This is a genomic window from Streptomyces sp. NPDC088915 (assembly GCF_044749825.1).
Taxonomy (GTDB): domain Bacteria; phylum Actinomycetota; class Actinomycetes; order Streptomycetales; family Streptomycetaceae; genus Streptomyces.
This window is the reverse complement of the sequence record NZ_JBIVIR010000010.1, coordinates 199897-226455: the sequence shown is the minus strand read 5'-3', so window position 1 is coordinate 226455 and position 26559 is coordinate 199897. Positions and strand designations below refer to the sequence as shown.

Annotated in this window: 24 protein-coding genes and 1 tRNA gene; 15 read left to right on the top strand and 10 right to left on the bottom strand. The window is 73.2% G+C overall.

Annotated elements, in window-relative coordinates:
- The first annotated feature begins 81 nt into the window (after window positions 1-81).
- Both ACIP5O_RS20130 and ACIP5O_RS20125 read left to right on the top strand, forming a co-directional pair.
- Entirely contained in the window at window positions 82-651 is a 570-nt protein-coding gene (locus ACIP5O_RS20130) for a hypothetical protein (protein ID WP_401295070.1), read from the top strand.
- 107 nt (window positions 652-758) lie between these two features.
- Window positions 759-1178 carry a hypothetical protein gene (locus ACIP5O_RS20125; RefSeq protein ID WP_401295069.1) on the top strand — a complete coding sequence of 140 codons (420 nt, stop codon included), beginning with the start codon at window positions 759-761 and terminating at the stop codon, window positions 1176-1178.
- 207 nt (window positions 1179-1385) lie between these two features.
- Here ACIP5O_RS20125 and ACIP5O_RS20120 read toward each other — a convergent pair whose 3' ends face one another.
- Both ACIP5O_RS20120 and ACIP5O_RS20115 read right to left on the bottom strand, forming a co-directional pair.
- Window positions 1386-1604 carry a hypothetical protein gene (locus ACIP5O_RS20120; RefSeq protein ID WP_401295067.1) on the bottom strand — a complete coding sequence of 73 codons (219 nt, stop codon included), beginning with the start codon at window positions 1602-1604 and terminating at the stop codon, window positions 1386-1388.
- Between the two features lie 203 nt (window positions 1605-1807).
- Window positions 1808-4846, bottom strand: a complete 3039-nt coding sequence (locus ACIP5O_RS20115) for an AfsR/SARP family transcriptional regulator (protein WP_401295065.1) — start codon at window positions 4844-4846, stop codon at window positions 1808-1810.
- A gap of 439 nt (window positions 4847-5285) precedes the next feature.
- Here ACIP5O_RS20115 and ACIP5O_RS20110 point away from each other — a divergent pair, with 439 nt between their 5' ends.
- Complete coding sequence (locus ACIP5O_RS20110; protein WP_356544185.1) at window positions 5286-6851, top strand: APC family permease; 1566 nt, start codon at window positions 5286-5288, stop codon at window positions 6849-6851.
- Window positions 6852-6953: 102 nt separating this feature from the next.
- Complete coding sequence (locus ACIP5O_RS20105) at window positions 6954-7538, top strand: GNAT family N-acetyltransferase (RefSeq protein ID WP_401295061.1); 585 nt, start codon at window positions 6954-6956, stop codon at window positions 7536-7538.
- On the opposite strand, the gene ACIP5O_RS20100 is transcribed toward ACIP5O_RS20105, so the two are convergent.
- Window positions 7504-7971 (bottom strand): carboxymuconolactone decarboxylase family protein, encoded by a 468-nt coding sequence (locus tag ACIP5O_RS20100; protein ID WP_356544182.1) that lies wholly within the window; start codon window positions 7969-7971, stop codon window positions 7504-7506. The two genes, ACIP5O_RS20105 and ACIP5O_RS20100, sit on opposite strands and share 35 nt — an antisense overlap.
- 135 nt (window positions 7972-8106) lie before the next feature.
- Window positions 8107-8865 carry a GNAT family N-acetyltransferase gene (locus ACIP5O_RS20095; protein WP_401295058.1) on the bottom strand — a complete coding sequence of 253 codons (759 nt, stop codon included), beginning with the start codon at window positions 8863-8865 and terminating at the stop codon, window positions 8107-8109.
- 130 nt (window positions 8866-8995) lie between these two features.
- Between ACIP5O_RS20095 and ACIP5O_RS20090 the strand changes: the two genes are divergently transcribed.
- From ACIP5O_RS20090 to ACIP5O_RS20080, 3 genes are all read left to right on the top strand, one after another.
- Window positions 8996-9652, top strand: a complete 657-nt coding sequence (locus tag ACIP5O_RS20090; RefSeq protein ID WP_401295056.1) for a hypothetical protein — start codon at window positions 8996-8998, stop codon at window positions 9650-9652.
- A 134-nt stretch (window positions 9653-9786) separates the two neighbouring features.
- Window positions 9787-12372: a bifunctional FO biosynthesis protein CofGH gene (locus ACIP5O_RS20085; RefSeq protein ID WP_401295054.1), complete on the top strand. Its 2586-nt coding sequence runs from the start codon at window positions 9787-9789 to the stop codon at window positions 12370-12372.
- Between the two features lie 144 nt (window positions 12373-12516).
- On the top strand, window positions 12517-13635 hold the full coding sequence (locus tag ACIP5O_RS20080; RefSeq protein ID WP_401295052.1) for an ADP-ribosylglycohydrolase family protein: 1119 nt from the start codon (window positions 12517-12519) through the stop codon (window positions 13633-13635).
- Between the two features lie 121 nt (window positions 13636-13756).
- Here the strand turns inward: ACIP5O_RS20080 and ACIP5O_RS20075 are convergent, their stop codons facing one another.
- The 3 genes from ACIP5O_RS20075 to ACIP5O_RS20065 all read right to left on the bottom strand — a co-directional run bounded on the left by ACIP5O_RS20075 (window position 13757) and on the right by ACIP5O_RS20065 (window position 15948).
- Window positions 13757-13957 carry a DUF397 domain-containing protein gene (locus ACIP5O_RS20075; protein WP_356544174.1) on the bottom strand — a complete coding sequence of 67 codons (201 nt, stop codon included), beginning with the start codon at window positions 13955-13957 and terminating at the stop codon, window positions 13757-13759.
- Between the two features lie 193 nt (window positions 13958-14150).
- The gene (locus tag ACIP5O_RS20070; RefSeq protein WP_351974349.1) at window positions 14151-15011 is read right to left on the bottom strand and encodes a helix-turn-helix transcriptional regulator; all 861 of its coding nucleotides are present in this window, start codon (window positions 15009-15011) and stop codon (window positions 14151-14153) included.
- A gap of 238 nt (window positions 15012-15249) precedes the next feature.
- Window positions 15250-15948, bottom strand: coding sequence for a GPP34 family phosphoprotein (locus tag ACIP5O_RS20065; RefSeq protein WP_356544171.1), 699 nt, complete (start codon window positions 15946-15948; stop codon window positions 15250-15252).
- 162 nt (window positions 15949-16110) lie between these two features.
- On the opposite strand from ACIP5O_RS20065, the gene ACIP5O_RS20060 reads away from it, so the two are divergent.
- The 6 genes from ACIP5O_RS20060 (at window position 16111) to ACIP5O_RS20035 (ending at window position 23903) form a co-directional block, all read left to right on the top strand.
- Window positions 16111-18555, top strand: a complete 2445-nt coding sequence (locus tag ACIP5O_RS20060) for a serine hydrolase (RefSeq protein WP_401295049.1) — start codon at window positions 16111-16113, stop codon at window positions 18553-18555.
- Between the two features lie 151 nt (window positions 18556-18706).
- Window positions 18707-20716: an MFS transporter gene (locus tag ACIP5O_RS20055; RefSeq protein WP_401295047.1), complete on the top strand. Its 2010-nt coding sequence runs from the start codon at window positions 18707-18709 to the stop codon at window positions 20714-20716.
- A 143-nt stretch (window positions 20717-20859) separates the two neighbouring features.
- Window positions 20860-21387, top strand: coding sequence for a DUF1269 domain-containing protein (locus ACIP5O_RS20050; RefSeq protein WP_401295045.1), 528 nt, complete (start codon window positions 20860-20862; stop codon window positions 21385-21387).
- 226 nt (window positions 21388-21613) lie between these two features.
- Window positions 21614-22708 carry a chemotaxis protein gene (locus ACIP5O_RS20045; protein WP_401295043.1) on the top strand — a complete coding sequence of 365 codons (1095 nt, stop codon included), beginning with the start codon at window positions 21614-21616 and terminating at the stop codon, window positions 22706-22708.
- 14 nt (window positions 22709-22722) lie between these two features.
- Complete coding sequence (locus tag ACIP5O_RS20040; RefSeq protein WP_401295041.1) at window positions 22723-23373, top strand: hypothetical protein; 651 nt, start codon at window positions 22723-22725, stop codon at window positions 23371-23373.
- Window positions 23374-23405: 32 nt separating this feature from the next.
- On the top strand, window positions 23406-23903 hold the full coding sequence (locus tag ACIP5O_RS20035; RefSeq protein WP_401295039.1) for a DUF1269 domain-containing protein: 498 nt from the start codon (window positions 23406-23408) through the stop codon (window positions 23901-23903).
- 179 nt (window positions 23904-24082) lie between these two features.
- On the opposite strand, the gene ACIP5O_RS20030 is transcribed toward ACIP5O_RS20035, so the two are convergent.
- Window positions 24083-24718: a hypothetical protein gene (locus tag ACIP5O_RS20030; protein WP_401295037.1), complete on the bottom strand. Its 636-nt coding sequence runs from the start codon at window positions 24716-24718 to the stop codon at window positions 24083-24085.
- 394 nt (window positions 24719-25112) lie between these two features.
- On the opposite strand from ACIP5O_RS20030, the gene ACIP5O_RS20025 reads away from it, so the two are divergent.
- Window positions 25113-25427 (top strand): hypothetical protein, encoded by a 315-nt coding sequence (locus ACIP5O_RS20025; RefSeq protein WP_401295035.1) that lies wholly within the window; start codon window positions 25113-25115, stop codon window positions 25425-25427.
- A 166-nt stretch (window positions 25428-25593) separates the two neighbouring features.
- Window positions 25594-25800, top strand: coding sequence for a hypothetical protein (locus ACIP5O_RS20020; protein ID WP_401295033.1), 207 nt, complete (start codon window positions 25594-25596; stop codon window positions 25798-25800).
- Window positions 25801-25941: 141 nt separating this feature from the next.
- Here the strand turns inward: ACIP5O_RS20020 and ACIP5O_RS20015 are convergent, their stop codons facing one another.
- Window positions 25942-26112 (bottom strand): hypothetical protein, encoded by a 171-nt coding sequence (locus tag ACIP5O_RS20015; protein WP_401295031.1) that lies wholly within the window; start codon window positions 26110-26112, stop codon window positions 25942-25944.
- Between the two features lie 281 nt (window positions 26113-26393).
- Window positions 26394-26469 (bottom strand) — tRNA-Arg (locus tag ACIP5O_RS20010).
- Window positions 26470-26559 lie beyond the last annotated feature (90 nt).

The following is a 26559-nucleotide window of genomic DNA, read 5'->3' as shown; positions in this document are numbered from 1 at the left end:
CGCCGGGTCGGAGGGGCCCGCCACGCGGCGCGGGACGGCCGTTAGGGTGGCGCGAACACGACAGCCAGGAGGGGGACGGCGATGGTACGGACACGGGTGAAGCTCGCGGCGACGCTCACGGTGGTGGTGCTCGCGCTGACCGGGTTCCACACCGGTAAGGGCGGCCACGGCAGCAGCGGCGGCGGCAGCGGGAAGAGCAAGAGCGGCAAGAGCCGGAGCCACTCCTCTTCCTCCTCCGACGATGACGACGACGATTCCGGCGGCGGCTGCTCCAGCTCCGAGAAGGACAACGACGACTACGGGGCCAACAACGGCACGGCGACCCCGTCCCCCCTGCCCACGGCGACCGGGGCCGCGGTCGAGGTCGTCGTGGTCGACTGCGTGAAGCCGGCCCGCAAGAAGGGCAAGGGCCGCCCGGCCCGCGGGGCGGACACCACGGCGACCCTGGAGATCACCTCGCACACCGGGGTCGAGAAGACGTACCGGGTCACCCTGGAGTTCAAGGGCGCGGCGGGCAACGCGGTCGACTCGGCCGAGGCGCTCGTCACCGTCGGCGCCCACGAGGAGAAGACCTTCGAGGTCGCGATGAAGCACCCGAAGACGGTCGACCGGGTGCGGGACTGCTGGGTGTACGACGTGCGCGAGCGGTAGGCGGGGCGTGGCGGCCCGGCGGCCCATCAGCCCGGCAGCCCATCGATATCCGGCCGTTCCGGCGGCGGAGGCTGTGCGTCCGCGCGCCCGCCGACGAGGATGGCCCGATGCGCCCCCTCACCCGACCGGCGGCCCTCGCCTGCCTCGCGAGCGCCCTCCTGCTGTCCGGCTGCTCCCCGGTCACCGCACCGGAGGCGGACCGCCGGGTCCCGCCCGGCACCCCCGGCCCCACGGCGACCGCCACCGTCGCGCCCGACGAGGCGGCCCGGACGGCCGAGCGCCACCGCCGGTCCGGCGGAACGGAGGACGTGTACGGGATCCTGCGGGGCTCCGGTCCCGGGGGCGTTCCCGCCCTGACGGTGTGGACGCGCGACCCGGACGCGGACGCCGGACGGTTCGACGCGCTCAAGGCGTCGGTCACCGGCTACCTGGAGCGCGAGGAGGGCCTCTCCTTCGAACGGGGCTATCTGATGGACGTCTTCGGCCCGGACGGCTCGCTCCTGCACCGCCTCGACGCGCGCCGGTAGCCGGACGCGCCGGAGGGGCCGGGCAGCTGCCCGGCCCCTCCCTGTGCGGTGGTCCGACCGCGTCGCGCACGGGCCCTGTCCGGGCGGATCCCCCCTGGTTCCGCCGGACGTCCCCCGAGTCCGTGTGCTCCCCCGTCGACCGGACCCGTACGGGCCCCGGCGGCTCCCCCGAAGTCGCCGCCGCGGCCTCTCCCCGTCGGGAGTGGACTAGTTGGCCGGCTCCGTGGTGGCGTGCATGTTGTCGGTCGTGGCCGTGCCGGCGTTGCCGTCGGCGGGCTCCGTGGTGGCGTGCATGTTGCCGTTGATGCCGAGCTTCGCGGCCACGGAGTCGGCGAGCGGTGCGTCGGTCGCGTGCATGTTCTTGTTGACGATCTCCTCGCCGGCGGCGCTCGGCTCGGTGGGGTCCAGGTCGGCCATGCTGATCATCTCCCGTTGTTACTTCGGATGGGGCGGATGGGACCGTCCGGCCGTTCCCCCGTGGACTGCGGGACGGTCCCACCCGGAGCCGTTCACCCTAGTGCGACGGTGTGACGGCCTTACCGGTGACCCGTCTGCCCCCCGACGCGACGGATCGTGGGAAGAACACTGCCCCCTGCCCATAAACGAACGATGAACGGGCAGTTCAGCGGCTACGCGGCGGCGGTCTCCAACAGCAGGGCCCGCACGTCCGCCTCCTCCGCCGAGCCGAGTTCGGCGAAGATGTCCAGCGCCTCCTGCCAGCAGACCCGTGCCCGGCCGTGCTGCCCTATGCCCGACAGGGCGCGGCCGAGGACGACGAGAACCTGTCCTCGACGCCATTCACCGCCGACCCCACGGAGGACGACCAGTGCCAGTTCGGAGTTCGAGGCGGCCTGGGCGTACCGGCGGGCCGCGATGTCCACCTCGGCGATCCGGAAGAGCGACATGCCTTCCCAGAGGCGCTGCCGACTGTCCCGGAAGACGTCGAGGGCCTCGGTGAGCCGGGTCGTGGCCTCGTCGAGCCGCCCGCTCGCGGTCAGCGCGAGCCCCAGCGCGTAGCGGCCGTTGGCGCCCTTGAGGGCGTGCCCCATCGTGTCGTACATCCCGGTCCCGCGCTGGGCGAGCTCGACCGCGACGTCCGTCTGGCCCATGGCCAGGTGGATGCGGGAGAGGTTGCACAGGGCGCTGGCCTCACCGGCCTCGTCGTCACAGGCCCGGAACGCCGCGGTGGCCCGGGTCAGGAAGCGTTCCCCGTCCTCGGTGCGCCCCTGGTAGAGCGCCATGATCCCGAGGGCGTTGGCAGCCCAGCACAGGGGGAGGGCGTCCCCGGTCGAGGACGCCAGGTCCATCGCCTCGTGGGCCTCGCCGTCCGCCTCGTCGAACCGGCCCGTCACGTGCTGGACGTAGGCCAGGGTCAGCGCCGCACGGCCCTTCGCCCGGACGTCGCCCGCCCGGCCCGCCGCCTCCCGCAGCGCCGTCGCCACCGCCTCGTACTCCCGGGAGTTCGCGCCCGACTCCGCGAGGTCGAGCGACGCCCACAGCAGGTCCACCCCCCGCCGCAGCGTCCCCGGTGAGGCGGCGGACCGGCGGACCGTGGCCAGGAGGCAGTTGGCCTCGGCGTAGAGCCAGTCCTGGGCCTCGTGGCGGTCGGTGAAGGCCAGGCCGTCGTAGTCGGTGGGCTCCAGGTGGTCCACGAGCCGGTCGCCGGGGCGTTCGATGGCGTACACGCGGGCGGCGGTCGACAGGTAGAAGTCGAGGAGGCGGGAGAGCGCCGCCTCCCGCTCCGACGGGGGCTGCTCGTCCCTCTCCGCGCACGCACGCGCGTAGAGCCGGACCAGGTCGTGGTACCGGTAGCGGCCAGGGGCCGCCGATTCGAGGAGGGACGTGTCGACCAGGGCCTCCAGGAGGTCCTCCGTGTCCCAGAGGGGCAGGTCGAGGACGGCCGCCGCCGCCGCGAGCGAGATGTCCGGGCCGTCGGCCAGGCCGAGCAGGCGGAAGGCGCGGGCCTGGGCCGGCTCCAGCTGTCCGTAGCCCAGCTCGAACGTCGCCTTGACCGCCAGGTCGCCCGCCTGGAGCTCGTCGAGCCGCCGCCGCTCGTCCGCCAGCTTGGCCGCCAGGACCGACACCGTCCAGGTGCGGCGGGCCGCCAGCCGGGAGGCGGCGATGCGGATGGCCAGCGGCAGGAAGCCGCAGGCCGCGACCACGTCGAGCGCGGCCTCCCGCTCGGCCCGCACCCGCTCCTCGCCCACGATCCGGGTGAAGAGCTGGAGCGCCTCCTCCGGGGACATCACGTCCAGGTCGACCAGGTGCGCCCCCGCCAGGTCGACCATCCGGATCCGGCTGGTGACCAGGGCCGCGCAGCCCGCCGTACCGGGGAGCAGCGGGCGGATCTGGGCCGCGTCGCGGGCGTTGTCCAGGAGGACCAGGACCCGGCGCCCGTCGAGCGTGGAGCGGTAGAGCGCGGCCCGGTCGTCGAGCGAGTCGGGGACGGCCGAGTCCGGGGTGCCGAGCGCGCGCAGGAAGGAGCCGAGGACGGTCTCGGGCGCGGCGGCGCGGGAGCCCGCGCCCTGGAGGTCGACGTAGAGCTGCCCGTCCGGGAAGTGCGGCCGTGCCTCGTGGGCCACGTGCACGGCGAGGGTCGTCTTGCCGACGCCGCCGATGCCCGCGAGCGCCGAGACCGCCATGACGTGCCCCTCGGCGGTGGCGAGCCGGGCGCCCAGCTCCCGTACGAAGGAGGCGCGGCCCGTGAAGTCCGGCACGGTCGCCGGGAGCTGCGCCGGGCGCGCGACGGGCGCGGCGGCCGGGGCGGCCTCCTCGACGGGCCGGGCCAGCTCGGCGTCGGCCCGGAGGATGCGCTGCTGGAGCCGGGAGAGCTCGGGGTTCGGGTCGACGCCCAGTTCGTCGGCGAGGAGCCGGCGCGTGTCGGCGTACACGGCGAGCGCCTCGGCCTGCCGTCCGCTGCGGTAGAGCGCCAGCATGAGCAGTTCGCGCAGGCGCTCGCGCAGCGGGTGCGCGGCGGTGAGCGCGGTCAGCTCGGAGACGGCCTCGGCGTGCGCGCCGACCTCCAGGTCGATGTCGAGCCGGGTCTCCAGGAGGGTGAGCCGCCACTCCTCCAGGCGGGTGCGCTGGGCCTCGGCGTACGGCCCCGGCACGGAGGCGAGCACCTCGCCGTCCCACAGGTCGAGGGCCCCGGCGAGCCGCGCCCGGGCGGCCGCGCGGTCCCCGCCGGCCCGCAGCTTCTCGGCCTCGCCGGCCAGCTCCTGGGCGGCGGTGAGGTCGAGCGCGGCGGCGGAGGCGCGCAGGGCGTAGCCGCCGGACTCGCTGACCAGGACCTCGGGGCCGAGGGCCTTGCGGAGCCGGGAGGCGTAGGTGCGGACCGCCGCGAGGGCCTGGGAGGGCGGGTCCTCGCCCCAGAGCGCGTCGATCAGCTCGGCGGCGGTGGCGGTGCGGCCGCCGCGCAGGAGGAGGGCGGCGAGCAGGGCCCGCTGCTGCGGCGACCCGGTGGGCACGGCCCCGTCGCCCCGCCAGGCCCGTACGGGCCCGAGCACTCCGAAGCGGAGCGCCGCGCCGCCCGTGCCGGGCGGGGCCTCCGGACCGGTCGGGGCCGCCGAAGACGCCTGGCCCTCCGGGTCCCTCGGGTCCTCCGGGGCGTTCCCGCCCGTTTCCGCAGCCCGCTGCGCCGGGACTCGCGGCCCGTCCTCACGGTCCATAGCTCCCCCTGCCGTACCGCTGGTTTCGCCCAGGACAGTCTGCCTTGTCCGGAGGGGGTCCGTCAGCACGGGGCCGACCGGAGCGGAGCCGTTGCCGGACCGTTGTACGGGACGTCGGCCGGGGTCCCGGCCGGGGTCCCGATCAAGGGTCGTGTCGAGGGTCCGGCCGACGCCTCGGGGGAGCCCCCGGGAAGCGCCCGGCGACCGCTCGGAAAATTCCTCGGGAAAATTTCGAAACGGACATTTGGGACCACGCTGCGGTTCCCGCATATCGGACGCCGGGCGACGGACCTACCGGTTGGTCGGGTGGTCCGGTTGGTCGATCTTTCAATCATTGGCGAGCGGGCGCTTCGACCCTCTCAATGCAAGGCGATGATCGACCGGGCGAGCGGATTCCGATCTTCCGGATGTGGAAACCGCAGCATTTAACGTCCTGTTCATGACTCAGGTGGAAGCACGGCCGCTGGCCGGAGACACGGTAAGGGGCGTCGACGCCCCGGGCGACGCCCACGGCGTGCGCACCAAAGGACTCGGCGGGAACTCCGTCGGCCTCCTCGGCAGCGCCGTCATCGGCGTCTCCACCGTCGCCCCCGTCTACTGCCTGACCTCCACGCTCGGCTCCACCGCCGGCGAGGTCGGGCTCCAGATGCCCGCCGTCTTCCTCGCGGGCTTCCTCCCGATGCTCCTCGTCGCCTTCGCGTACCGCGAGCTCAACAAGGCCATGCCGGACTGCGGCACCTCCTTCACCTGGACCGTGAAGGCCTTCGGGCCCAAGATCGGCTGGATGTGCGGCTGGGGCCTCGTCATCGCGACGATCATCGTGCTCTCCAACCTGGCCGGCGTCGCCACCTCCTACTTCTGGCTCCTCGCGGGCGAGATCACCGGCAGCGAGTCCGTCGCTGCCCTCGACGGCAACAAGGCCGTCCACATCCTCACCTGCCTCACCCTCATCGCCGCCGCCACCGCGATCAGCTACCGCGGCATGACCGCCACCAAGGGCGTCCAGTACACCCTCGTCGGCCTCCAGCTCGTCGTCCTCGCCGTCTTCGTCGGCATGGCCCTGTCGAAGGCCGGCTCCTTCGAGACCTCGGTCGACTTCTCCTGGTCCTGGATGAACCCCTTCGCGGTGCAGTCCTTCGCCGCCTTCACGGCCGGACTCTCGCTCTCGATCTTCATGTACTGGGGCTGGGACGCCTGCATGGCGACCAACGAGGAGACCACCGGCAGCGAGAAGACCCCCGGCCGCGCCGCCCTCATCGCGATGGTCGTCCTGGTCGGCTCCTACCTGGCCACCGGCATCGCCGCCCAGATGGTCGTCGGCTCCGGCGAGAAGGGCCTCGGCCTGGCCAACCCGGAGACCTCCGACAACGTCTTCGCCGCCCTCGCCGGTCCCGTCATGGGCCCCACGCTCGGCATCCTGCTCTTCGTCGCGGTCCTGGCCTCCGCCGCCGCGAGCCTCCAGACCACCTTCATCCCGGTCGCCCGCACGGTCCTCGCGATGGCCACGTACGAGGCGCTGCCGAAGTCCTTCACCGAGGTCCACCCGGTCTTCAAGACCCCCGGCCGCGCCACGGTCGTCGCGGGCGTCGCCACCGGGGCCTTCTACACCGTGATGACCCTGGTCAGCGAGCACGTCCTGGTCGACACCATCTACGCCCTCGGCCTGATGATCTGCTTCTACTACGCGCTCACGGCCTTCGCCTGCGTCCGGTACTTCCGCAAGGAGCTGTTCCGCTCCTTCCGCGACTTCGCCTTCAAGGGCCTGATGCCGCTGCTCGGCGGCCTCATGCTCACCGCCGTCTTCGGCAAGACCCTGTACGACATGTGGGACCCGGCGTACGGCTCCGGCTCCGCCGTCCTCGGCATGGGCTCGGTCTTCGTGATCGGCGTCGGCCTGCTGCTCCTCGGCGTGGTGATCATGCTGGTCATGCAGCGCCGCAGCCCCGCCTTCTTCCGCGGCGAGGTCCTGACCAAGGAGACCCCGTCCCTGGTGGTGGCGGACTGACCGGACGTTCCTGAGACGCGGAGGCGGCGGGCCCGTGGGGGGTCCCGCCGCCTCCGTCCGTCCGCCCGGCCGCCCGGGGCGCCGGTCGGGACACCCTCTAGGATGCGGCCCGTGCGAACCGCGGGGGAGACGACGAACTGGGCGCTGCGCCCCGGCCGGGCGGCGGACGTCGAGTCCGTCGCCGAGCTGCGGGCCGAGGTGATGCGGGACGACCTGGAGCGGCTCGGCCGCTACGACGGGCACCGGGTGCGACAGCGGCTGCGCGACGGCTTCTCGCCCGCGCACACCTCCGTCGTCGAGGTGGACGGCGCCTTCGCGGGAAGCGTCACCCTGCGCCCGCACGAGGACGGCGAGGGCCTCTGGCTGGAGCACTTCTACCTCGCCCCCGGGGCGCAGGGGCGGGGGCTCGGGACGGCGGTGCTGCGCGGCCTGCTCGACCGGGCCGACGCGGCGGGCGCGCCCGTCCGCCTCGTGGTCCTGCGGGGGAGCGCCGCCCGCCGCCTCTACGAGCGGGAGGGGTTCACCGTCGAGTCCGAGGACCCGGTCGACGTCCTGATGGTGCGCGAACCCCGTGCGGCCAGACCCCGTGCGGCCGGACCCCGCGCGGTCGAATCCCGTGCGGTCGAGCCCCGCGCGGTCGAATCCCGCGCGGTCAGAGCGCCACGCCGGCCGGCTGCCGGACGGTGACGTTCAGCCGGTTGAAGAAGTTCGTCAGGCTGACCATCAGCACGATCGAGGCGAGCTGCTTCTCGTCGAAGTGGTCGGCCGCCGCGTCCCACACCGGGTCCGGCACGGCGTCCGTGCTGTCGGCGATGCGGGTCGCGTGCTCGGCGAGCGAGAGGGCCGCCCGCTCCTCGTCCGAGAAGTGCGGGGACTCGCGCCACGCGGCTACCGCGAACAGCTTGTCGTCGCTCACGCCCGCCTTCCGGGCGTTCTTCACGCCGTAGTCCACGCAGAAGCCGCAGCCGTTGATCTGGCTGGCCCGCAGGTGCACGAGCTCCAGGATCTCCTCGGAGACCCCGCCCTGGCGGGTGGCCTTCACGAGGCCCTGGATCGCGGGGCCCGCGTCGGGCAGGACGTAGGCGGGGTTGGTCATACGGGCCTCGGGGGTGTGCGTCATGGTGATCGTCGCTCCTCGGCGTCTCGTTCGGTCCGTGCCTTCACCGCAATGACGGAGCGGGGACCGGGGATGTGACACGACGGCGGAACTTTCCCCGAAAGTCTTTCCCGGCCCCGCCCCCTGCGCCCCTGTCCCCTACGCCTCCGCGATGAGGGCGGTCGCGACCGTGCGGAAGCCGAGCCGGCCGTAGAGCCGGGCCACGTCCGCGTCCGAGGCCGACAGGAAGACCAGCTCCGCGCCCCGGGCCCGGGCGTCCGCGACCAGGGCGGCCGTGACCGCGAGGCCGAGCCCCCGGCGCCGGGCCGCCGGGACGGTGCCGACGCCGACGACCTCGGAGACGTCGCCCACGGGCTGGTACTGCCCGGCCGCGAGGGCGACACCGCCCTCCGCCCCGCCCTCCGCGTCGTCGAAGGCCGCCGCGAGCCGGGTCAGGCCGGCCGTGATCCGCCCGGCGGTCCGCTCGGCGGCGCCGGGCTCGGGCGGGAAGCCGAAGGCGGCGTACGGGGCGGCGACGGCGCTCTCCAGGCCCGGGTCGCCCGCGTCCACCATCCGTACGGTGGCGCCCTCGGGCTCCGGCACGGCGAGCCCCGGGCCCGCCAGGGCCATCAGCGGGTGCTCGTGGACGGTGAGCCCGCTCGCCTCCACGGCCGCCCGCAGCCCCGGCGCCGTCTCCGCGACCCACTCGAACGCCTCGGGCACCCCCAGCTCCCGCTGCCGGGCCCGCACCCGCTCCACGGCCGCGACCGGGACCTCCCCCTCGTGCCCGGACGCGGGCCGCGCGTAGAAGGGCCAGCCCTCCCCCTCCCGTACGAACAGGGTCAGCGGCCCGAACTCCTCGGCGCGGGCGGAGGACCGGGGAACGGTGTCGTAGTACGTCTCGATTCGCTTCAGCACCGGGCCACGGTAGGGGAGGGGCGAGCGGAGCGCAGGCGCGTTTCCGGGCGGGACGGAACCAGCGGTGGCATGTGCCCGTCATCGGGGACGAACGTGTCGGGGAACGGGAACGGGAACGGGAGGGGGAGCCGTGAGCGGGACGCACGACTGTCCGGGGTGCGGGAGGGACGACCGGGTGCAGGCGGTGCCCGCCGTGTACCTCGCGGGCCGGGACGCGGTGACCAGCCGCGAGCGGGACCGGGACGGCGACGTGCGGACCGTGACGCGGGCGGTGACCAGCGGGCTCTCCGACGCCTTGGCGCCCGTGCCCGAGCCGCCGGGCTACGCGCTCGGCTGCCTGGGCGTCCTCGCGGCGGCCGTCTCCGTCGTCACCTTCCTGGTCGGGACCTTCGCCGGCGAGTGGTTCGAGGACGGGCCCGCGCCCGGACCGGCGGAGCCGGACGGCTGGTACCGGGTGCCGCGGGACCCGTTCTCCGAGCCGCCGCCGGACCTGGGATTCCTGGGCTGGATCTCGGCGTTCGCGCTGCTCGGCGCCGTCCTGGTCCTGGTCCTGCTGCTGCGGCGCAGGAGCGCCTTCGCCCGGCTGACGCGCCGCCGCCACCACGCCGAGGAGCTGTGGTCGCACGGCTGGTACTGCCACCGCTGCGGCACGGTCCACTTCGCCGGCGTGCCCGGCCGGGACCGCACCCCCCTCACCCTCCAGCGGTTCCGCGAGGAGGTGTGGGAGGCGGGCGGATACGGAGACCTGGCGGCACGACAGCGGGCGGTGGACCCGGTACGGCGCTGAGCACCGAGGGCCCCACGGCGCCGAGCGCCGCCCGACCGCGGCCCGACCGGGGAGCCGGGCACGGAGGACCGGGCACGGGCGCCGGGTGCGGGGACCCGAAGCCCCCTCCCGGGGCCCGCTCGTATGCTCGGGGCATGACGGATCACCAGGCAGCACGTCCGACCGACAACGCCATGCGCCGGGCCCTGAGGCGGGCCAGGGACGGGGTCGCGCTCGACGTCACGGAGGCCGCCGTGCTGCTGCGGGCGCGCGGGGACGACCTGACGGACCTGGTGGCGTCCGCCGGGCGCGTGCGGGACGCGGGCCTGGAGGCGGCCGGGCGGCCGGGGGTCATCACGTACTCCAAGAGCGTGTTCGTCCCGCTCACCCGCCTCTGCCGCGACAAGTGCCACTACTGCACCTTCGTCACCGTCCCCGGCAAGCTGCGCCGGGCCGGGCACGGGATGTTCATGTCGCCCGACGAGGTCCTCGACGTCGCCCGGCGCGGCGCCGCACTCGGCTGCAAGGAAGCCCTGATCACGCTCGGGGACAAGCCCGAGGACCGCTGGCCGGAGGCGCGCGAGTGGCTCGACGCGCACGGCTACGACGACACGATCGCGTACGTGCGGGCCATGGCGATCCGGATCCTGGAGGAGACCGGGCTCCTCCCGCACCTCAACCCCGGCGTCCTGTCCTGGACCGACTTCCAGCGCCTCAAGCCCGTCGCGCCCTCCATGGGGATGATGCTGGAGACCACCGCGACCCGGCTGTGGTCCGAGCCCGGCGGTCCCCACTACGGGTCCCCCGACAAGGAACCGGCCGTGCGGCTCAGGGTCCTGGAGGACGCCGGCCGCTCCTCCGTGCCCTTCACCTCGGGGCTGCTCCTCGGCATCGGGGAGACCCTGGAGGAGCGGGCCGAGTCGCTGTTCGCGCTGCGCCGCGTCGCCCGCGCGTACCACTCGATCCAGGAGCTGATCATCCAGAACTTCCGCGCCAAGCCGGACACGGCGATGCGCGGGATGCCGGACGCCGAACTGGACGACCTCGTCGCCACCGTGGCCGTCGCCCGCCTGATCATGGGCCCCTCCGCCTGCCTCCAGGCCCCGCCGAACCTGGTCGACGCCGAGTACGAGCGGCTCATCGCGGCCGGCATCGACGACTGGGGCGGGGTCTCGCCGCTCACCATCGACCACGTCAACCCCGAGCGGCCCTGGCCGAGGATCGAGGAACTGGCCGAGCGGTCCGCCGCCGCCGGCTTCGAGCTGCGCGAACGCCTCTGCGTCTACCCCGAGTTCGTCACCCGGGGAGAACCCTGGCTCGACCCCCGGCTCCTCCCGCACGTCCGCGCCCTCGCCGACCCCGAGACCGGGCTCGCGAACCCCGACGCGCCCGTGCGCGGCCTGCCCTGGCAGGAGCCCGACGAGGCCTTCACCGCCACCGGCCGCACCGACCTGCACCGCACCGTCGACACCGAGGGCCGCACCGGCGACCGGCGCGAGGACTTCGACGAGGTGTACGGGGACTGGGAGGCGCTGCGCGAGGCCGCCGTCCCCGGCATGGTCCCGCAGCGCATCGACACCGACGTGCGCGAGGCGCTCGCCGTCGCCGCCGACGACCCGACCCGGCTCACCGACCCGCAGGCCCTGGCCCTCCTGCACGCCGACGGGCCCGCCCTGGACGCCCTGACCCGGATCGCCGACGACCTGCGGAAGTCGGTGTCCGGCGACGAGGTCACGTACGTCGTCACGCGGAACATCAACTTCACCAACGTCTGCTACACCGGCTGCCGCTTCTGCGCCTTCGCCCAGCGCCGCACCGACGCCGACGCGTACACCCTCTCCCTCGACCAGGTCGCCGACCGCGCCCAGCAGGCGTGGGACGTGGGCGCGGTGGAGGTCTGCATGCAGGGCGGCATCCACCCCGACCTGCCCGGCACCGCCTACTTCGACGTCGCCCGCGCGGTGAAGGAGCGCGTCCCCGGCATCCACGTGCACGCCTTCTCCCCGATGGAGGTCGTCAACGGCGCCTCCCGCACCGGCCTGTCGATCCGCGAGTGGCTGACGGCCGCGAAGGAGGCCGGGCTCGACTCGATCCCCGGCACGGCCGCCGAGATCCTCGACGACGAGGTCCGCTGGATCCTCACCAAGGGCAAGCTGCCCACCGCCACCTGGATCGAGGTGATCACCACCGCCCACGAACTGGGCCTGCGCTCCTCCTCCACGATGATGTACGGACACGTGGACCAGCCCCGGCACTGGCTCGGCCACCTGCGCACCCTGGCCGGCATCCAGCAGCGGACCGGCGGCTTCACGGAGTTCGTCACCCTCCCCTTCATCCACACCAACGCGCCCGTCTACCTCGCCGGCATCGCCCGCCCCGGCCCCACCGTCCGCGACAACCGCGCGGTCACCGCCATGGCCCGGCTCCTCCTCCACCCGCACATCCCGAACATCCAGACCAGTTGGGTGAAGCTGGGCGCGGAGGGCGCCGCCGAGATGCTCCGCTCGGGCGCCAACGACCTGGGCGGCACCCTGATGGAGGAGACCATCTCCCGCATGGCGGGGTCGAGTTACGGCTCGTACCGCTCGGTCAAGGACCTGGAGGCCATCGCGGAGGCGGCCGGCCGCCCGGCGAAGCCCCGCACCACCCTCTACGGGGAGGTCCCGGAGGAGCGGCGGCGCACGGCCGAGGCCTCCGACGGGCACCTGCCGGAACTCCTCCCCGTGCTCCCGGCGGAGTGAGGACGCATCCCCCGGACTGTGGTCGGAACGGGCCCGAAGGACGTCGGAACACATAACGTTCCGGTCCCCCGGGGGCCCGTATCCGGTCCATTACAGTGCGGCGAGGGAACCGACAGCGAACCGCCGACCGGGGGAGGGCACGTCGTGGCCACGACAGCCGCAGCCGTGTGGGGCCGTGCCGAGCAGCAGGACTTCCGGGCCCGGGTACGGGGCTGTCTGCTCGGCGGGGCGCTCGGCGACGCGCTGGGGGCGGGCGCCGACGGCTCCTCCCTCGCGGAGCTGCGCGAGGCCCACGGACCTGACGGACTCGCCGACCCCGTCCCCGCCTTCGGCCGCCGGGGCGCCGTCACCGCCGCCACCCAGATGACCCTCTTCACCGTCGACGGCCTGATCCGCGCCCAGGTCCGCCGCGACACCGGCGCCTGGCACCCGCCCACCGACGTCCACCGGGCCCATCTGCGCTGGGCCGCCACCCAGCACGACTGGGGCCCCGACGAGCGCCGCAAGGACAACGGCTGGCTCGCCAACGAGGAGTGGCTCTACGCCCGCCGCAACCCGCCCCGCGCCTGCCTCACCGGCCTCGGCGACGCACACCTCGGCACCCTCGACAAGCCCAAGAACCCGGAGGCCGGCGACTCCGGCGCCCTCGTCCGCTCGGCCCCCTTCGGACTCCTCGTCGGCTGGGAGCCGCAGCTCGTCTGCCAGCTCGCCGTGGAGTGCGCCGCCCAGACGCACGGCGCCCCGGCCGCCCGGCTCGCGGCGGGCGCCCTCGCCGTCACCGTCCACGGCCTGGCCCGCGGCGGCCCCGTGGAGGCGGCGGTGGCCGGGGCCCTGGAGCAGCTCGCGGTGCGCCCCGGCCACGAGCCGGTCACCGAGGCGCTCGGCCGCGCCCTCGGAGCCGTACGGGAAGGGGTGCCGGACGCGGAGCGGGTGGCCGCCCTCGGGGCGGACGGGGACCGGGCCGAGGGGCAGCTCGCGGCGGCCGTCTACTGCGCCCTGGTCGGCGAGGACGTACGGCACGGGCTGCGGCTCGCCGTGAACCACGACGGGCCCTCGTCGGCGACCGGCGCGCTCACCGGGGCCCTGCTCGGCGCCCTGCACGGCGAGACGGCCCTCCCGCCGGCCTGGCTGGCCGACCTGGAGGGCCGCGGGACGGTCCTGGAGCTGGCGGACGACTTCTCGATGGAGATGACCCAGGGCGCCGCCCTGCACACCCCCGCGGAGTCCGCGCCGGGGTGGCTGGCGCGCTACCCGAGGGGCTGAGCGGGGCGGGCCGGGGTCCGGCGGCACCGGAAAAGGACCGAGCCCCCTCGGCCAGGACGGCGGACCGGACGAGAGGGCTCTTGCGTACCGCTGGTGACCGCGCGCGGTCACCGGGAGGGGGCTAGAGGGCCCCGGTGGTCACCTCGCCGACGAAGGCGTTCCAGGAACCCGGTCCGAACGAGAGGGACGGGCCCTCGGGGGCCTTCGAGTCCCGCACCGCGATCGCGGCCACGACGGGGGACTTCACCTCGACGCAGGCCCCGTTCCCACCCGAGTAGGAGGACTTCGTCCAGGTGTCCGTGCCACCCTGAATAATCGCCATGCTGCTCAGCTCCGGTTCTGCCAGTTTCTGCCAGTGGGGTGTGTCGCGCCGACGTTCTCGGCGACGTGATCGACGCTACTCGCCGGTCCCGGGCGACGGGACCGGCGTTCACACGTCCGAGTGGCATATTCCAACGGGGCTTCCGTGGGAGCGATGACCAGGTGTACCGTGCCTGCCCCGCCCGGTCCGGGCCTCAGCCCTGGGCGTGCTTCTTGGCCATCTTCGAGATGAACTCCCTGGTCTGGTCGACGTTCAGCGCCTGCGCCCTGAGGTGCTCGTACATGACGCTGTACTTGCCGACGTCCTGGGCCTTCTCCAGGTACAGGTCGCTCGTGACGCCCTCGATGTAGACGACGCTGGAGTCCGAGGTGTCGGGGAACTCCAGGATCGAGTACTGCCCGCTGATCCCCGGGTGCGCGCCCATGTCGAACGGCATCACCTGCACGGTGACGTGCGGCAGCTGCGACTGTTCGAGCAGGTGCTCCAGCTGCTGCACCATCAACTGCCTGCTGCCGACGATCCGGTGCAGCGCGCCCTCGTCGATGACGGCCCAGAGGCGCAGCGGACGCTCCTCGTCCCGGATCCGCTCCTGGCGGCGGGTGCGGACCTGGACCCGCTTCTCGATGTCCGCGGGCGTCGACTCCGGCAGCGCGCCGGCGATCACGGCCTCGGCGTACTCGTGGGTCTGGAGCAGTCCCGGGATGATCTGCGGCTCGTACATCCGCAGGCTCTCCGCGTCCGTCTCCAGACCGATGTAGACGCTGTACGGGATGTCGCCGAAGGCGTGCCACCAGCCCTGCTGGCGCGAGTCCTTGGCCATCTGCATGAGGGAGTCGACCATGCGCTCGTCCTCGACCTCGTACACGCCGCACAGGTCGCGGACGTCACGCTGGCTGATGGAGCGACGGCCGTTCTCCAAGCGGCTGATCTTGGACTGGGAGACGAGCAGGCGCTCGGCGACCTGCTCGGCCGTCATGTTCTTCGCCTCCCGGAGCTTGCGCAGCTCCTGGCCCAATCGGCGTCGCCTGACGGTGGGGTTGACGTTGGACGCCACGGAAACTGCACCTCCGGCTGTCTGCTGCGTAGCTGTGAGTACCTACCGCTTGGCAGACTGCCACCAAAGGTCGTGCGTGCGCTGGGAAACGGGGACAACGCACATGTGCGGGGCGGTCGTCCAGACCGCCCCGCACTGCTGTGCGGCTCCCGGGTGGGTATGTGTGGTGCGTGGTGGTGCGGGACGTGCCGTGGTGCGTGGTGCGTGGTGCGTGCTGGTGCGCGACGTGCCGTGGTGCTCAGTGCGCCGCCGCGCGGGCCATGCCGTCGCGTGGCTGCGCCGGAACGCCCGGGGCGCTGCGGCGCGGTTGCGCCCCCGCGCCGTTCTGGACGTCCATCACGGCGTGCGCCACGAGGCCGCCCATCGGGTCGTGCCGGATCAGGTCGCGCAGCCGGGACCGCGACGACCGTCCTTCGTTGCCGGGGTAGAGGTGCTTCCCGAGACCGACCGCATGGGCCAGCGCGGCAAGCGCCGCGGTCCGCGGGTCCGGCGGTACGCCGGTGCGGATCGCACTGTCCAGCCGGGCACGGATCTCCCGACTGATCGCCGTGTCCGTCGCCTGGTAGCGAGTCGTCGGCAACACCCCGCACATCTGGCCCTCCACGGCATGCACCATGCCGCATCGCTCCAGATGCGAGAGATACGTCTGACGGAGCCCCAGTCGGGGCCCGCCTATCCAGTGGACGGCCCGGACCGGGCTGCCGCGCCTGCGCAGCAGTTCCAGTGCGGAGTCCAGTGTCGGATCTCCGGTCGGCCGTGGCATCACCACGGCGATACGATCCCCGTCAGGGGCTATCCGGCCTGCCAGCGCCAGCTCCACTAGCTGTGCTCCGGCCAGGCCGAGGTCGAGCGACTGCGGCTGCGCTGTGGTACCCGTGGTCGGGTCCAGAGCGAGCAGCAGAAGCTCCTCCGGAATGGTTCTGCGGCTCCTGCCCATCCATGCCTCCCCGCGTGGATGAATGACAGGGTGACCCCTCTCACATTCATCTGTCGAGAGCACCCGGGTGGTTCATCCGGGAACCGGTAGGTATGTCGTTCTCGTCTAGCACGGGAGCCAAGGGGTTCACACAGGACACTGGTAGACGGTTCGGACGTACGCATGACGCATGAAGGAGGCACGGTGGCGGGCGAGTCCCCCGACAGGGCGGAGCAGCAGGGGCCGTCGCAGGAGACGACGGCGGCGGCCTCGGGCGGCGGCGGCCGGGATCCCCGGCTTTCCGTGCTCCGGGAGTCGGAGCCGTCGGCCCCGTCGGCTTCGGAGGAGGCTTCGGACGCGCCGGTGCGGGTCGACCAGCCGACCGCCGTGTTCAAGAACCTGACGCCGCGTACGTCCGGGGACGACGCTCCGAAGGGGGACGCCGAGCCGGAGTCGTCGGAGCCGGAGGAGCCGGAGGCGGAGTCGTCGCCGTCCGAGCCCGAGCCCGAGAGCGAGCGGCTCAAGGCGGCCGTGGCGGCGTGGGTCGCCACGGCGGCGGACGACGAGCCCGAGGAGCCGGTGAAGACCGCCGAGGAGGCCTCGGAGCCCGTCGAGGAGCCCGCCGAGACCGAGGAGGAGGCTCCGGAGCCCGCCGAGGCCGGGGACGGGGCGGACGCGGAGCCCGAGGCCGGGGCCGAAGCTGCGGACGAGGACGAGGACGAGGACGAAGCCGAGGCCGAGGACGAGGTTGCGGAAGAGGTGGCTGCCGAGTCCGCCGGTGCCGCCGGCGACGTCGAGGGCTCCGAGGACTCCGAGGACTCCGACGCCTCCAAGGCCTCCGAGGACGACGCCCCCGCCGAGGGCAAGGCGCCCGCCGACTCCTGGTTCGCCGCCCGGAAGTCGGCCGCCGGTGCGAAGACCGAGGCCGTGAAGGACCCGGAGCCCGCCGGAGACGCCGCCGGAGACTCCGAGGACGCCGGCGAGGAGCCCGTCGACGAGAAGCCCGTCGACCAGCCGACGGCCATGTTCAAGATGATCCGTCCGCACGTGGACCAGCCGACGACCGCCCTGAAGCTCCCGGCCGGTTCCGTGGACACGGACACGGATACGGACAGCGAGCGCACCAGCACCTTCCTGCCGCTGCGGCCCGACATCCCGGCCGAGCGGAAGGCGCCGGCGGCCGAGGCCGCCCCCACGGCCTCCACGGCCCCCAAGGATCCCGAGACGCCCAAGGCCCCCAAGGCCTCCGAGACCCCCGAGGCGGAGGCCCCGGAGGCCCCCACCGCCCCCGTGCCCGCGGCCCTCGCCGAGCCGGAGCGGACCCGGCAGCAGCCGCTGCCGCCGCTGCCCCCGCTCGACCTGCTCGCGGAGCTGACGAACACCCCGCCCCCGCCGCCGTCCCCGCTGCGGACGACCCTCCGCCGGATCCGGATCTGGACCCCCCTGGTCCTGCTCCTCCTGATCGTCTTCGCGATCGCGCAGATGGTCCGCCCGCTGCCCGCGCCCGCCCTGAAGCTCTCCGCCGCGCCGACCTTCACCTTCGAGGGCGGCGAGCTGAAGATGCCGTGGCCCGGCGAGGGACAGGGCGCCGTCGAGGTCGAGGGCGTCGGCGCCATGGGCGCGTACGGGCCCCAGAAGCCGGCCCCGATCGCGTCCGTCACCAAGACGATGACGGCGTACGTGATCCTCCGCGACCACCCCCTCAAGGGGAAGCAGACCGGCCCCGAGATCAAGATCGACAAGAAGGCCGCCGACCAGGGCAAGGCGGCGCACGAGTCGACCGCGGCGGTCGAGGAGGGCCAGACCTACTCGGAGAAGGAGCTGCTCCAGCTCCTGATGATCCCCTCCGCCAACAACGTCGCCCGGCTGCTCGCCCGCTGGGACGCCGGTTCCGAGGCCGCGTTCGTCGAGAAGATGAACGCCGCCGCTGACGAGCTGGGCATGACCCAGTCCACGTACACGGACCCGTCCGGCCTGCTCGACAGCACGGTCTCGACCCCGAAGGACCAGCTCAAGCTGGCCGAGGCGGTCATGCAGTACGACGTGTTCCGCGAGATCGTGAACATGCCGAACGTGACCGTCGACGGCATCCCCGGCCGGATCGAGAACAACAACAAGATCCTGCTGAAGCCGGGCGTGGGCGGCATCAAGACCGGCTCCTCCACCCCGGCCGGCGGCAACCTGCTCTGGTCGGCGAACACGATCGTCGACGGGCAGAACCGCCGGATCCTCGGCATCGTGATGGGCGCCAAGAACGCCAAGATCCTCGACGACAAGCTCCAGCTCTCCATCGACTACAGCTACGAGCTGATCAAGCGGGCGCAGAAGGACGTCACCTCGGCCGCCGTGGTCCGCAAGGGCCAGATCGTCGGCTACGTCGACGACGGCCTCGGCGGCAAGACCCCGGTCGTCGCCACCAAGGAGCTCAAGGCGGTCGGCTGGCCGGGCCTCCAGGTGAAGCTGGAGCTCGCCGACGGCGGCAAGGCCGTCCCGCACACCGGCAGGACGGGCGACGTCGTCGGCCAGGTCTCGATCGGCACGGGCGCGGGCAGGGTCAGCTCCCCGGTGGCACTCCAGAGCGACCTGGCGGAGCCGGGCTTCGACAAGAAGCTCACCCGCGTGGGCTGACCGCGCGGAACGACAGCGTGGCCGAGGAGCCACCCGCTCGGCTGGACGCCCCGGTTCTCCGGGGCGTCCTGCTGTTAGCGTTTCCGGGGGACGAGAAGCGCGCGTGGACCCTCCGCGCGGAGCGAGACGGGACGTACGGGAAAGGGCCGCAGTGACCACCGCCGAGCCGACACGCGCCGACCGCGCGGACCTCCCCCCGGACCCCTCGGGCCCCCCGGACCCCCTCGGTCCCTCCGGCCCGTCCGACCCGGCCGGTCCGTCCGACGACACCCCCCTCGATCCGGGCGCCGCGTCCGGGGGCACCGCCGTCCTCGGAGCCGGAGCCGGAGCCGGAGCAGGAGCCGCAACCGGAGCAGGAGCCGGAGCCGCCCCCGCGCCCGCCGTTCCTTCGCTCTCGCGAATACCGCTTCCGGCGCAGCGGCCCGCCCCGGAGCAGATCGCCCCGGTGCGGCGGCGCAAGCGCCGTCACACCGTCATGGTGGCCACGGGGCTCGCCGCCCTCACCCACGTCCTCTGGTTCTTCCTCTTCGCCAACAGCGGCGGGGACCTGGCCGCGCAGGACGCGTGGGCCGAGTTCGTCGGACGGCACCCGGACTCCGCGTACAACCTCGCCTGGTACGGCGGGATGCACCCGGTCTCGTACAGCGTCGTCTCGCCGTACCTGATGTCGGTGCTCGGCGTCCGCACCACGATGATGATCACCGGGACCCTGTCGGCCGCGCTGACCGCGCTGATCCTGGTGCGGGTGCGGACGGTCCGCAATCCGATGGCCTGCGCGGTCGCGGGCGTCTTCGCCTTCCTCTGCAACGCCCTGTCGGGCCGGGTGACCTTCGGCCTCGGCATGCTGTTCGCGCTCGGCGCGGTCGCCGCCGTCTTCTGCTGGCCGCACCGCTGGCGCCGCAAGCGCTGGGCCAAGGCGGTGGTCGCCGCCCCGCTCGCCGGGCTCGCGACCGCGTGCAGCCCGGTCGCCGGCCTCTTCCTCGGCGTGGCGGCGGCGGCGCTCTTCCTCAACAAGCGGCGCCCCGGCGCGTACGCCCTCGGGCTCGCCCCGGTGGCCGTGGTCGCCCTCTCCTCCTGGCTCTTCCCCTTCTCGGGCACGCAGCCGATGGCCTTCGGTTCGGCCGCGCTCCCCATGATCTTCGGGGTCCTGCTCGTCCTCCTGGTGCCGAAGGACTGGCGGACGGTCCGCACCGCCGCCGCCGTGTACACGGTGGGCACCTTCCTGACCTGGGCGATCGACTCCCAGATCGGCTCGAACATCTCGCGGCTCCCGATGCTCTTCGCCGGGGTCGTGCTGCTCGCCGCCCTGCCGTACACCGCGCCGCGCTCGCGCCGCTGGTACGCGCTGCTGCTCGCCTTCGCGGGCCTGAACTTCTGGATCGGCTTCAAGGGCGTCGACGACGTCATCCGCACCGCCCCGGACGCCTCCTGGGCGCGCGAGCTGGCGCCGCTGGTCAACCAGCTCCAGGTGCGGGGCGCGGGCAAGGCGCGCGTCGAGGTCGTGCCGGCCTCCAGCCACCGCGAGTCCTCCGCCCTCAGCCCGTACATCAACCTGGCGCGGGGCTGGAACCGGCAGGCCGACATGGAGCGCAACCCGCTCTTCTACGACGACACCCTCAACGCCGTGAACTACCAGGACTGGCTCGACCGCTGGGCCGTCCACTTCGTGGTCCTGCCGACCGGCGCCCCCGACTCCGGCGCCGAGCGGGAGGCGGAGCTGGTCGACGAGGGCCTGCCGTACCTGAAGCAGGTCTGGTCGGACGCGAACTGGCGCCTGTACGAGGTCGCGAACCCGACCCCGCTGGCGGAGCCGCCCGCCCGGGTCGAGAGCGTGGCGGCGAACGAGGTCGTCATCCGGGTCGACAGCCCCGGCCGGGTCCTCATCCGCGTGCCGTACTCGCCGTGGCTCGCCCTCATGGACGAGCACGGCGGCAAGATCGAGCCGCCGCAGGAGACCGAGGAGTCCAGGCTGGCCCGCGAGGAGTCGGACACCGAGCTCCCCAAGGTCTTCGCCAACGTGGAGGGCTGCCTGTTCCGGACGGAGGCGGACGCGGACGGCGACGAGTGGACGGAGCTCGTCGCGCCGAAGGCGGGCGTCTACCGCCTGGGATCCCCGTACAAGCTCTCCCGGGGCACGGCCTGCCCGGAGGAGCTGCGCTGAGCCGCCGCTCCTAGGCACCTCCACAAGTACGTCCGCAGGGCCCCCGAGCGCCTCCGCCGAGTCGCGGAAACGGACATCCCGGACAAGGATGTCGGTGCGTGGACCGTGGCGCTCCGCACGGCGCCTTCTGGAGGTGGACAGGGATGTCCGAGCTCATCGTCATCGGCTATGACGACCCCGCCGAGGCCGAGCGGGCCCTCGGCACGGTGCAGGACCTGCAACGGGACCACGTCGTGCGCCTGAACGGGCTCGCGACGGTCTCGGTCGACGCCGACGGGCGCACCCACGTCGACACCTCCAGCCGCGTCGTCGCCTCGACCGCCGCCACGGGCGCCCTGTGGGGAGCGATCTTCGGGATCCTGTTCCTGCTGCCCGGCGTCGGCCTCGTGACGGGCGCGGCCCTGGGCGGCCTGGTCGGCAGGCTCGCCAAGTCGGGCGTCGACGACCGCTTCCGCGAGCAGGTGGGCGACCTGCTGAAGCCGGGCTCGGCGGCGGTCGTGATCATGGCGTCGAAGATCACGGACGACAAGTTCACGGCGGCGATGCAGCCGCACGGCGGCACGGTCCTGAAGACCTCGCTCAGCGACGAGGACGAGCGGGAGCTGTCCGAGCAGCTCACGGGCCGGCCGGACGCCCCGGGCCCGGTCCACGTCCCGGCCACGACCCCCTAGGCGCCGGGCCCCGGCCCCGCTTCCGCCGCCACGACTCCGCGGACCGGGGCCCGACCCGTACGGGTGCCCCTCCCGTACGCGGACGGGAACCCACCTCGTACGCGGACGGGAACCACCTCGACGCGTACGGGACGCGTACGGGAATCCGCCCCGTACGCGCGCGGGGACCCGCCCCGTACAGCCGACGGCCCCCGTCCCTCCCCTCCCACGACCCGAAAGGCCTCCCATGCACCCCGCGCTCAGCGCCGACGCGCTCGCCAAGCTGCGACAGCCCCGCCCGTACCCCGCCGTGTCGCTCGTGATGCCGACCCACCGCCGCGAGCCCGACAGCGCCCAGGACCCCGTACGGCTGCGCAACCTCCTCGCGCGGGCGGAGAAGGCCCTGGACGAGGACCCGGGCGTGACGCGGGAGCGGCGCGCGGACGTCCTGGACCAGCTGGAGCGGGCCGCCGCCGAGATCGACCTCGTGCACGCGGAGGACGGCCTGGTGGTCTTCGTGGCGCCCGGCGAACACCAGGTGTGGACGGTGGCCCGGGAGGTGCCGGAGCGGGTGGTCCTCGCGGACACCTTCCTCACCCGCAACCTCGTCGCCGCGCAGGCCGCCGAACGCCCGTACTGGGCGCTGACCGTGGCCGCCGACCGGGTCTCGCTGTGGAGCGGCGGCCCGGAGCGGACCGTCGAGCACACGGGGGACGGCTTCCCGTTCACGCGGAGCCTGGAGCCCCAGGACGTGGAGCGCGAGGAGCGCGTCGGGGACGTGCCGAGCACGTTCCGGGACGAGGACACCCGCACCTTCTTCCGGGACGCGCACCAGGCGCTGCGGACGGTCCTGGCCTCCGAGCCGCGTCCGCTGTACGTGCTCGGCGAGGCGCCCGCCGTCTCCCTCCTGGAGGAGATCGGGTCCCTGCCGCAGGGGACGACCCCGGTCCAGCAGGGCGGCCTGGGGCACGGGCCCGCCGAGGCCGTGCGGAAGGCGGTGGAGCCGCTGACCGCCGCCCACGAGGCGGCCCTGACGACCACGGTCCTGGCCGAGCTGGACGCGGCCCGGGGCCGGCGGGAGTACGCCGGCGGCCTCGACGAGGTGTGGCAGGCGGCGCGGGAGGGCCGGATCCACCTGCTCGCCGTCGAGGAGCACTACCGGGCGGTCGTACGCGACTACGGCGACCACCTGGAGCCGGCGGAGGCCTCCGACCTCGACGCCCGCGACGACATCGTGGACGAGATCGTCGAACAGGCCCTGGAGACCGGGGCCGAGGTGCGTTTCGTACGGGACGACTCCCTGGCCGACGTCGCCCGCATCGCCGCCGTACTGCGCTACTGACCCCCGGAGATCTCGTGAACACCACACCACCGTCCCGTACCGCCGCCGGAAAGCGGCTCCGCTCCCGGGCGGCGGGCGCCGCCGTCGCCGTCGTCGTCACCGCGCTCGGCGCGGCCGGCCTCGTGTCCTGCGACACGGGGGGCGACGAGGGCGGCGCCCCGACGTTCAGCGGCGCCCCGACGCCGCCCGACACGGCCTCGTTCTCCGGCGGGGCGCCCTCCGGCCTCGCCTCGGCGGCGGAGTCGGCGGCCTCCGCCGCGCGCGAGTCGGCGTCGTCCGCGGCGGCCTCGGCCTCCGCGCGGGAGTCCGAGCGCGCGGCGTCGATCGGCGCCGAGACGGAACGTTCCCGCAAGCAGGCCGAGGACGCCCTGAAGGGCGTGGAGGGCCGGGGGAACGCCCTGGGCGAGATCGCGGTGACGGGCAAGCCGAGGGCCGAGGCGGACGGCCTGCTCGCCGTGGTCGTCAGCATCACCAACAAGACGGACGGGAAGGCCTCGTACGCGGCCCAGGTCGACTTCCTCGACCCGTCGGGGAAGGTCGTCGAGACGCAGTTCGTCGGCGCCGAGGACCTCGCGCCGGGCGAGCGGAAACAGCCCCTGGTCGTCAGCCGGCAGCCGGCCGAGCCGGTGCTGACGCCGAGGCTCACCAAGGCGCAGAGGTACTGAGCCGCACCCCCGTACAGAGGAGAGGCAGTCCCGTGTCCGAACTCATCGTCATCGGCTACGACGACCACGCCGTCGCCCGCAAGGCCTTCAAGGAGGTCCAGAGGCTCCGCGACGACCACGTCGTCGAGCTGAAGGGCCTGGCCGTCGTCCGGATCGACGAGGACGGCGAGACCCATGTGGACACCCCGGCGAAGACGGAGGAGATCGCCCTCTCGGCCACGGCCGGGGCGCTCTGGGGCCTGGTCTTCGGCATGATCGTCCTGACCCCCGGCATCGGGGTCGTGGGCGCGGCCCTCGGCGGCCTCATCGGCAAGCTGAACCAGATGGGCGTCGACCGCGGCTTCCGCCAGAAGGTCAGCGACCTCCTCGCCCCCGGCTCGGCGGCGGTCGTCGTCATGGCCTCCAAGATCACCGAGGACCGCTTCGCGACGGCCATGGAGCCCTTCGGCGGCACGGTCCTGAAGACCTCCCTTCCGGAGGAGAGCGAACGGGAGCTGGCGGAGCAGCTGACGGGGTCGGGGTCGGCCTGATCCACCGGCTGCCGGTACGCGGAAAGGCCTCCCGTCCCTCGCGGACGGGGGGCCTTCGACGAACGGGCCCGAGGCACGGACGACGTGCCCCCGACAGGACTCGAACCCGCGACACCCGCTTGAGGAGTTCGATCGGGCTGCTGCTCGTGGGCGCCGAGACGGGCCGTGGAGGACTGCTGTCATCCACCGTCGTCGACGTCAGTCGTGGATGTCGGCTGCCGTCGGTCGGCGAACGGCCGCCGACAGTCCGAGGCGTCCCCGACCGGGGGGTAGTCCCGGCCGAACATCACGTAGACGGGGTTCTCCGCGTCTCCGGCTTCCAGCGCCAGGAAGATGTCCACGTCGTGGTTCGCGAACCGGTGCAGGTACTGGACGAACAGCTCCAGCTCCTCGTCGGACAGCCGCTCGTCGTGCCGCTCGTCGTGCGTGCCGCCCCTCCCCGCCGACGACTGCCGATCGGGACGGACGATACCCGGGCCGAAACGCACAGGCGGCTCCTGGGCGTCCACCACTATCGTGCGGGGATGGGGAGCGGACGGAAGCGCTGGCGGGACAGCCTCGGGACACCGAAGACGTTCGTCCTGTACCGCACGCCCGACGCGTGGCGCTGTGCCGTGTACTTCTCCGGCGGCGTCGTCGACGGCCACCTCGCCGAGCCCGGCGCCGACAGCGAACCCGGCGAAGCTCGGACAGCCGCACACGCCAAGGCCGAGGAACTGGCCGGCCGACCGCTCACGATCGCCTGGGAGGCGGGTGACGAACCGGGTTGGTGGACGGGAGCCATCACGCCTGACGCGGGGGAGTCGGTCCAGCACGTCCTGTCGATCGTTGGTCGCGCCGGACGAGGGTGCCGGAGATGCCGCGCCCTTGTGCGAGCGGAGGAAGCAGCGGCCGACGTTGCGGCGCCGGTTAGGCCCGGAAGGTCCGGACCGAGTAGCCCTTGTCCGCGATCACATGGTCCGGCCGGGTCCGGGGTTGTCCACGGCCCGGCGACCCGATGATCGAAAAGGCACCCCCGAGGGCGCACGGGAGCTGAGACCCCCTCTTCACAAGTTCGATCGTTACGCGGCGGTGCAGGGCGACACCTGGCCAAGCCGGCCGTACCGGACCGGACCGGACCGGATGGGGATGCGGGCGCCCGAGGCTGTTGATGTCGCCGGTGGACGCCGGAACGGGACCATCGCATGTGTTCGCTGACACGATGGCCTTGTGGCTGACCTGGAGCGCATCACAGCAGAGATCGTGGCGTACTTCCGAGCACTCGACGAAGCCGCCACCCAGCGGCACCATTTCCACCACGCCGACGAGGAGGGTGGCCTGTGGTACATCGAGGCCGTACCTGACCGCGGTGAGCTGGTCGTCATCAAGCAAGCCGAGCTGACTTCGGCCGGCCGACTCCACCGGTACGGCTGGAAACACCTGGAGGACGAGCACGGCTCCCTGACGGATCAGGCGATCGATCCTGAAGAGGATCCGCTGGAGGCCATCCCGGCCGAAGAGTTCCAGGAGATCTGGAACCGGTGAACGCGCCGGACGGCCTCTTTGCACGAGCGGGAGGGCAAACCTCACCTCGACCTCACCATGGCACGTCCGAGCTCTCGGCCGGAACGACCTTGGCCCGCGCCAAAATCTTCTTGTCGAGGGCTCGGACCAGGGCACGCAACTCACACGCGCTCTTCCTGGGCAGCGCATGAAGCACGACTTCCAGGTGTTCACGAAAGCCGGCTCCGTAGCATCCGCACCCAAGGACGCCGCAATCAAGGCCTACGAGCGGGTCGGCCAGCTGTCTGAGAGGGCCATGGGCAAGCGCCTTCCAGTGCCAGAACGCTTCTTCCGTGGCTTCGGGCCAGAAGCGGGTCCGCTCAAGCCGACGCAGGTCGGCCGTACAGGATCCTGAAAGATGATCGATGAGCGGGTATCTTCGCCGCATCGGGGGACGGACAGGGAAGTCGCCCCGCAGGGCTGATGGGCGCCTACGCGGCATTGCCCCTTCGACTGTCGGTCATGGGGGCAAGGTACAGAGCGCCGTGTCGAGCGGCTACCGCATATCCAGTGACCGAAGCCCCGGGCCTGGGAACCGGTCGAGCAGGGTGAAGAACAGCTCGATCGCCGGGATGCCGGTGGCCTCGGCTTCGTGCTCGATCTGCGTTGACCAACGGAGCGCGCTCGCCCGGCCGTTGCGTTCGTCGAGCCAAGTGCCAAGTGCCAAGTGTCGAAGGGGGCGTTCCCGCCGGGAGTCCAGAAGGGGAAGCCCTCTTCGGCGCCGTGCACCTCCATGGCTGCCCGGTAGCCGATGAGCATGGCGTCCAGGTACGTCAGGGAGCGGTCGGCCATCCGTACCCCGGGGCGACTTGGCCGGGCTTCGCCGGACCGGCGACATCGGGGTGTCCTGTACGACGGCGATCCTGGGGGCGCCGTCGCCTTTGATGTCGGACGCGGATGTCAGAGGGGCCCCACCTCCGAATTTTCGGAGGTGGGGCCCCTCTGGACTGGTGCCCCCGGCAGGATTCGAACCTGCGACACCCGCTTTAGGAGAGCGGTGCTCTATCCCCTGAGCTACGAAGGCGGGGTTCGAAGCACAGGGTACCGGATCGGTGCTCGGGCGGGGTGCCGGAGGGGTTCGGTGCGGGGCGGGCGTCCCCGGCGTCGGGGTGCG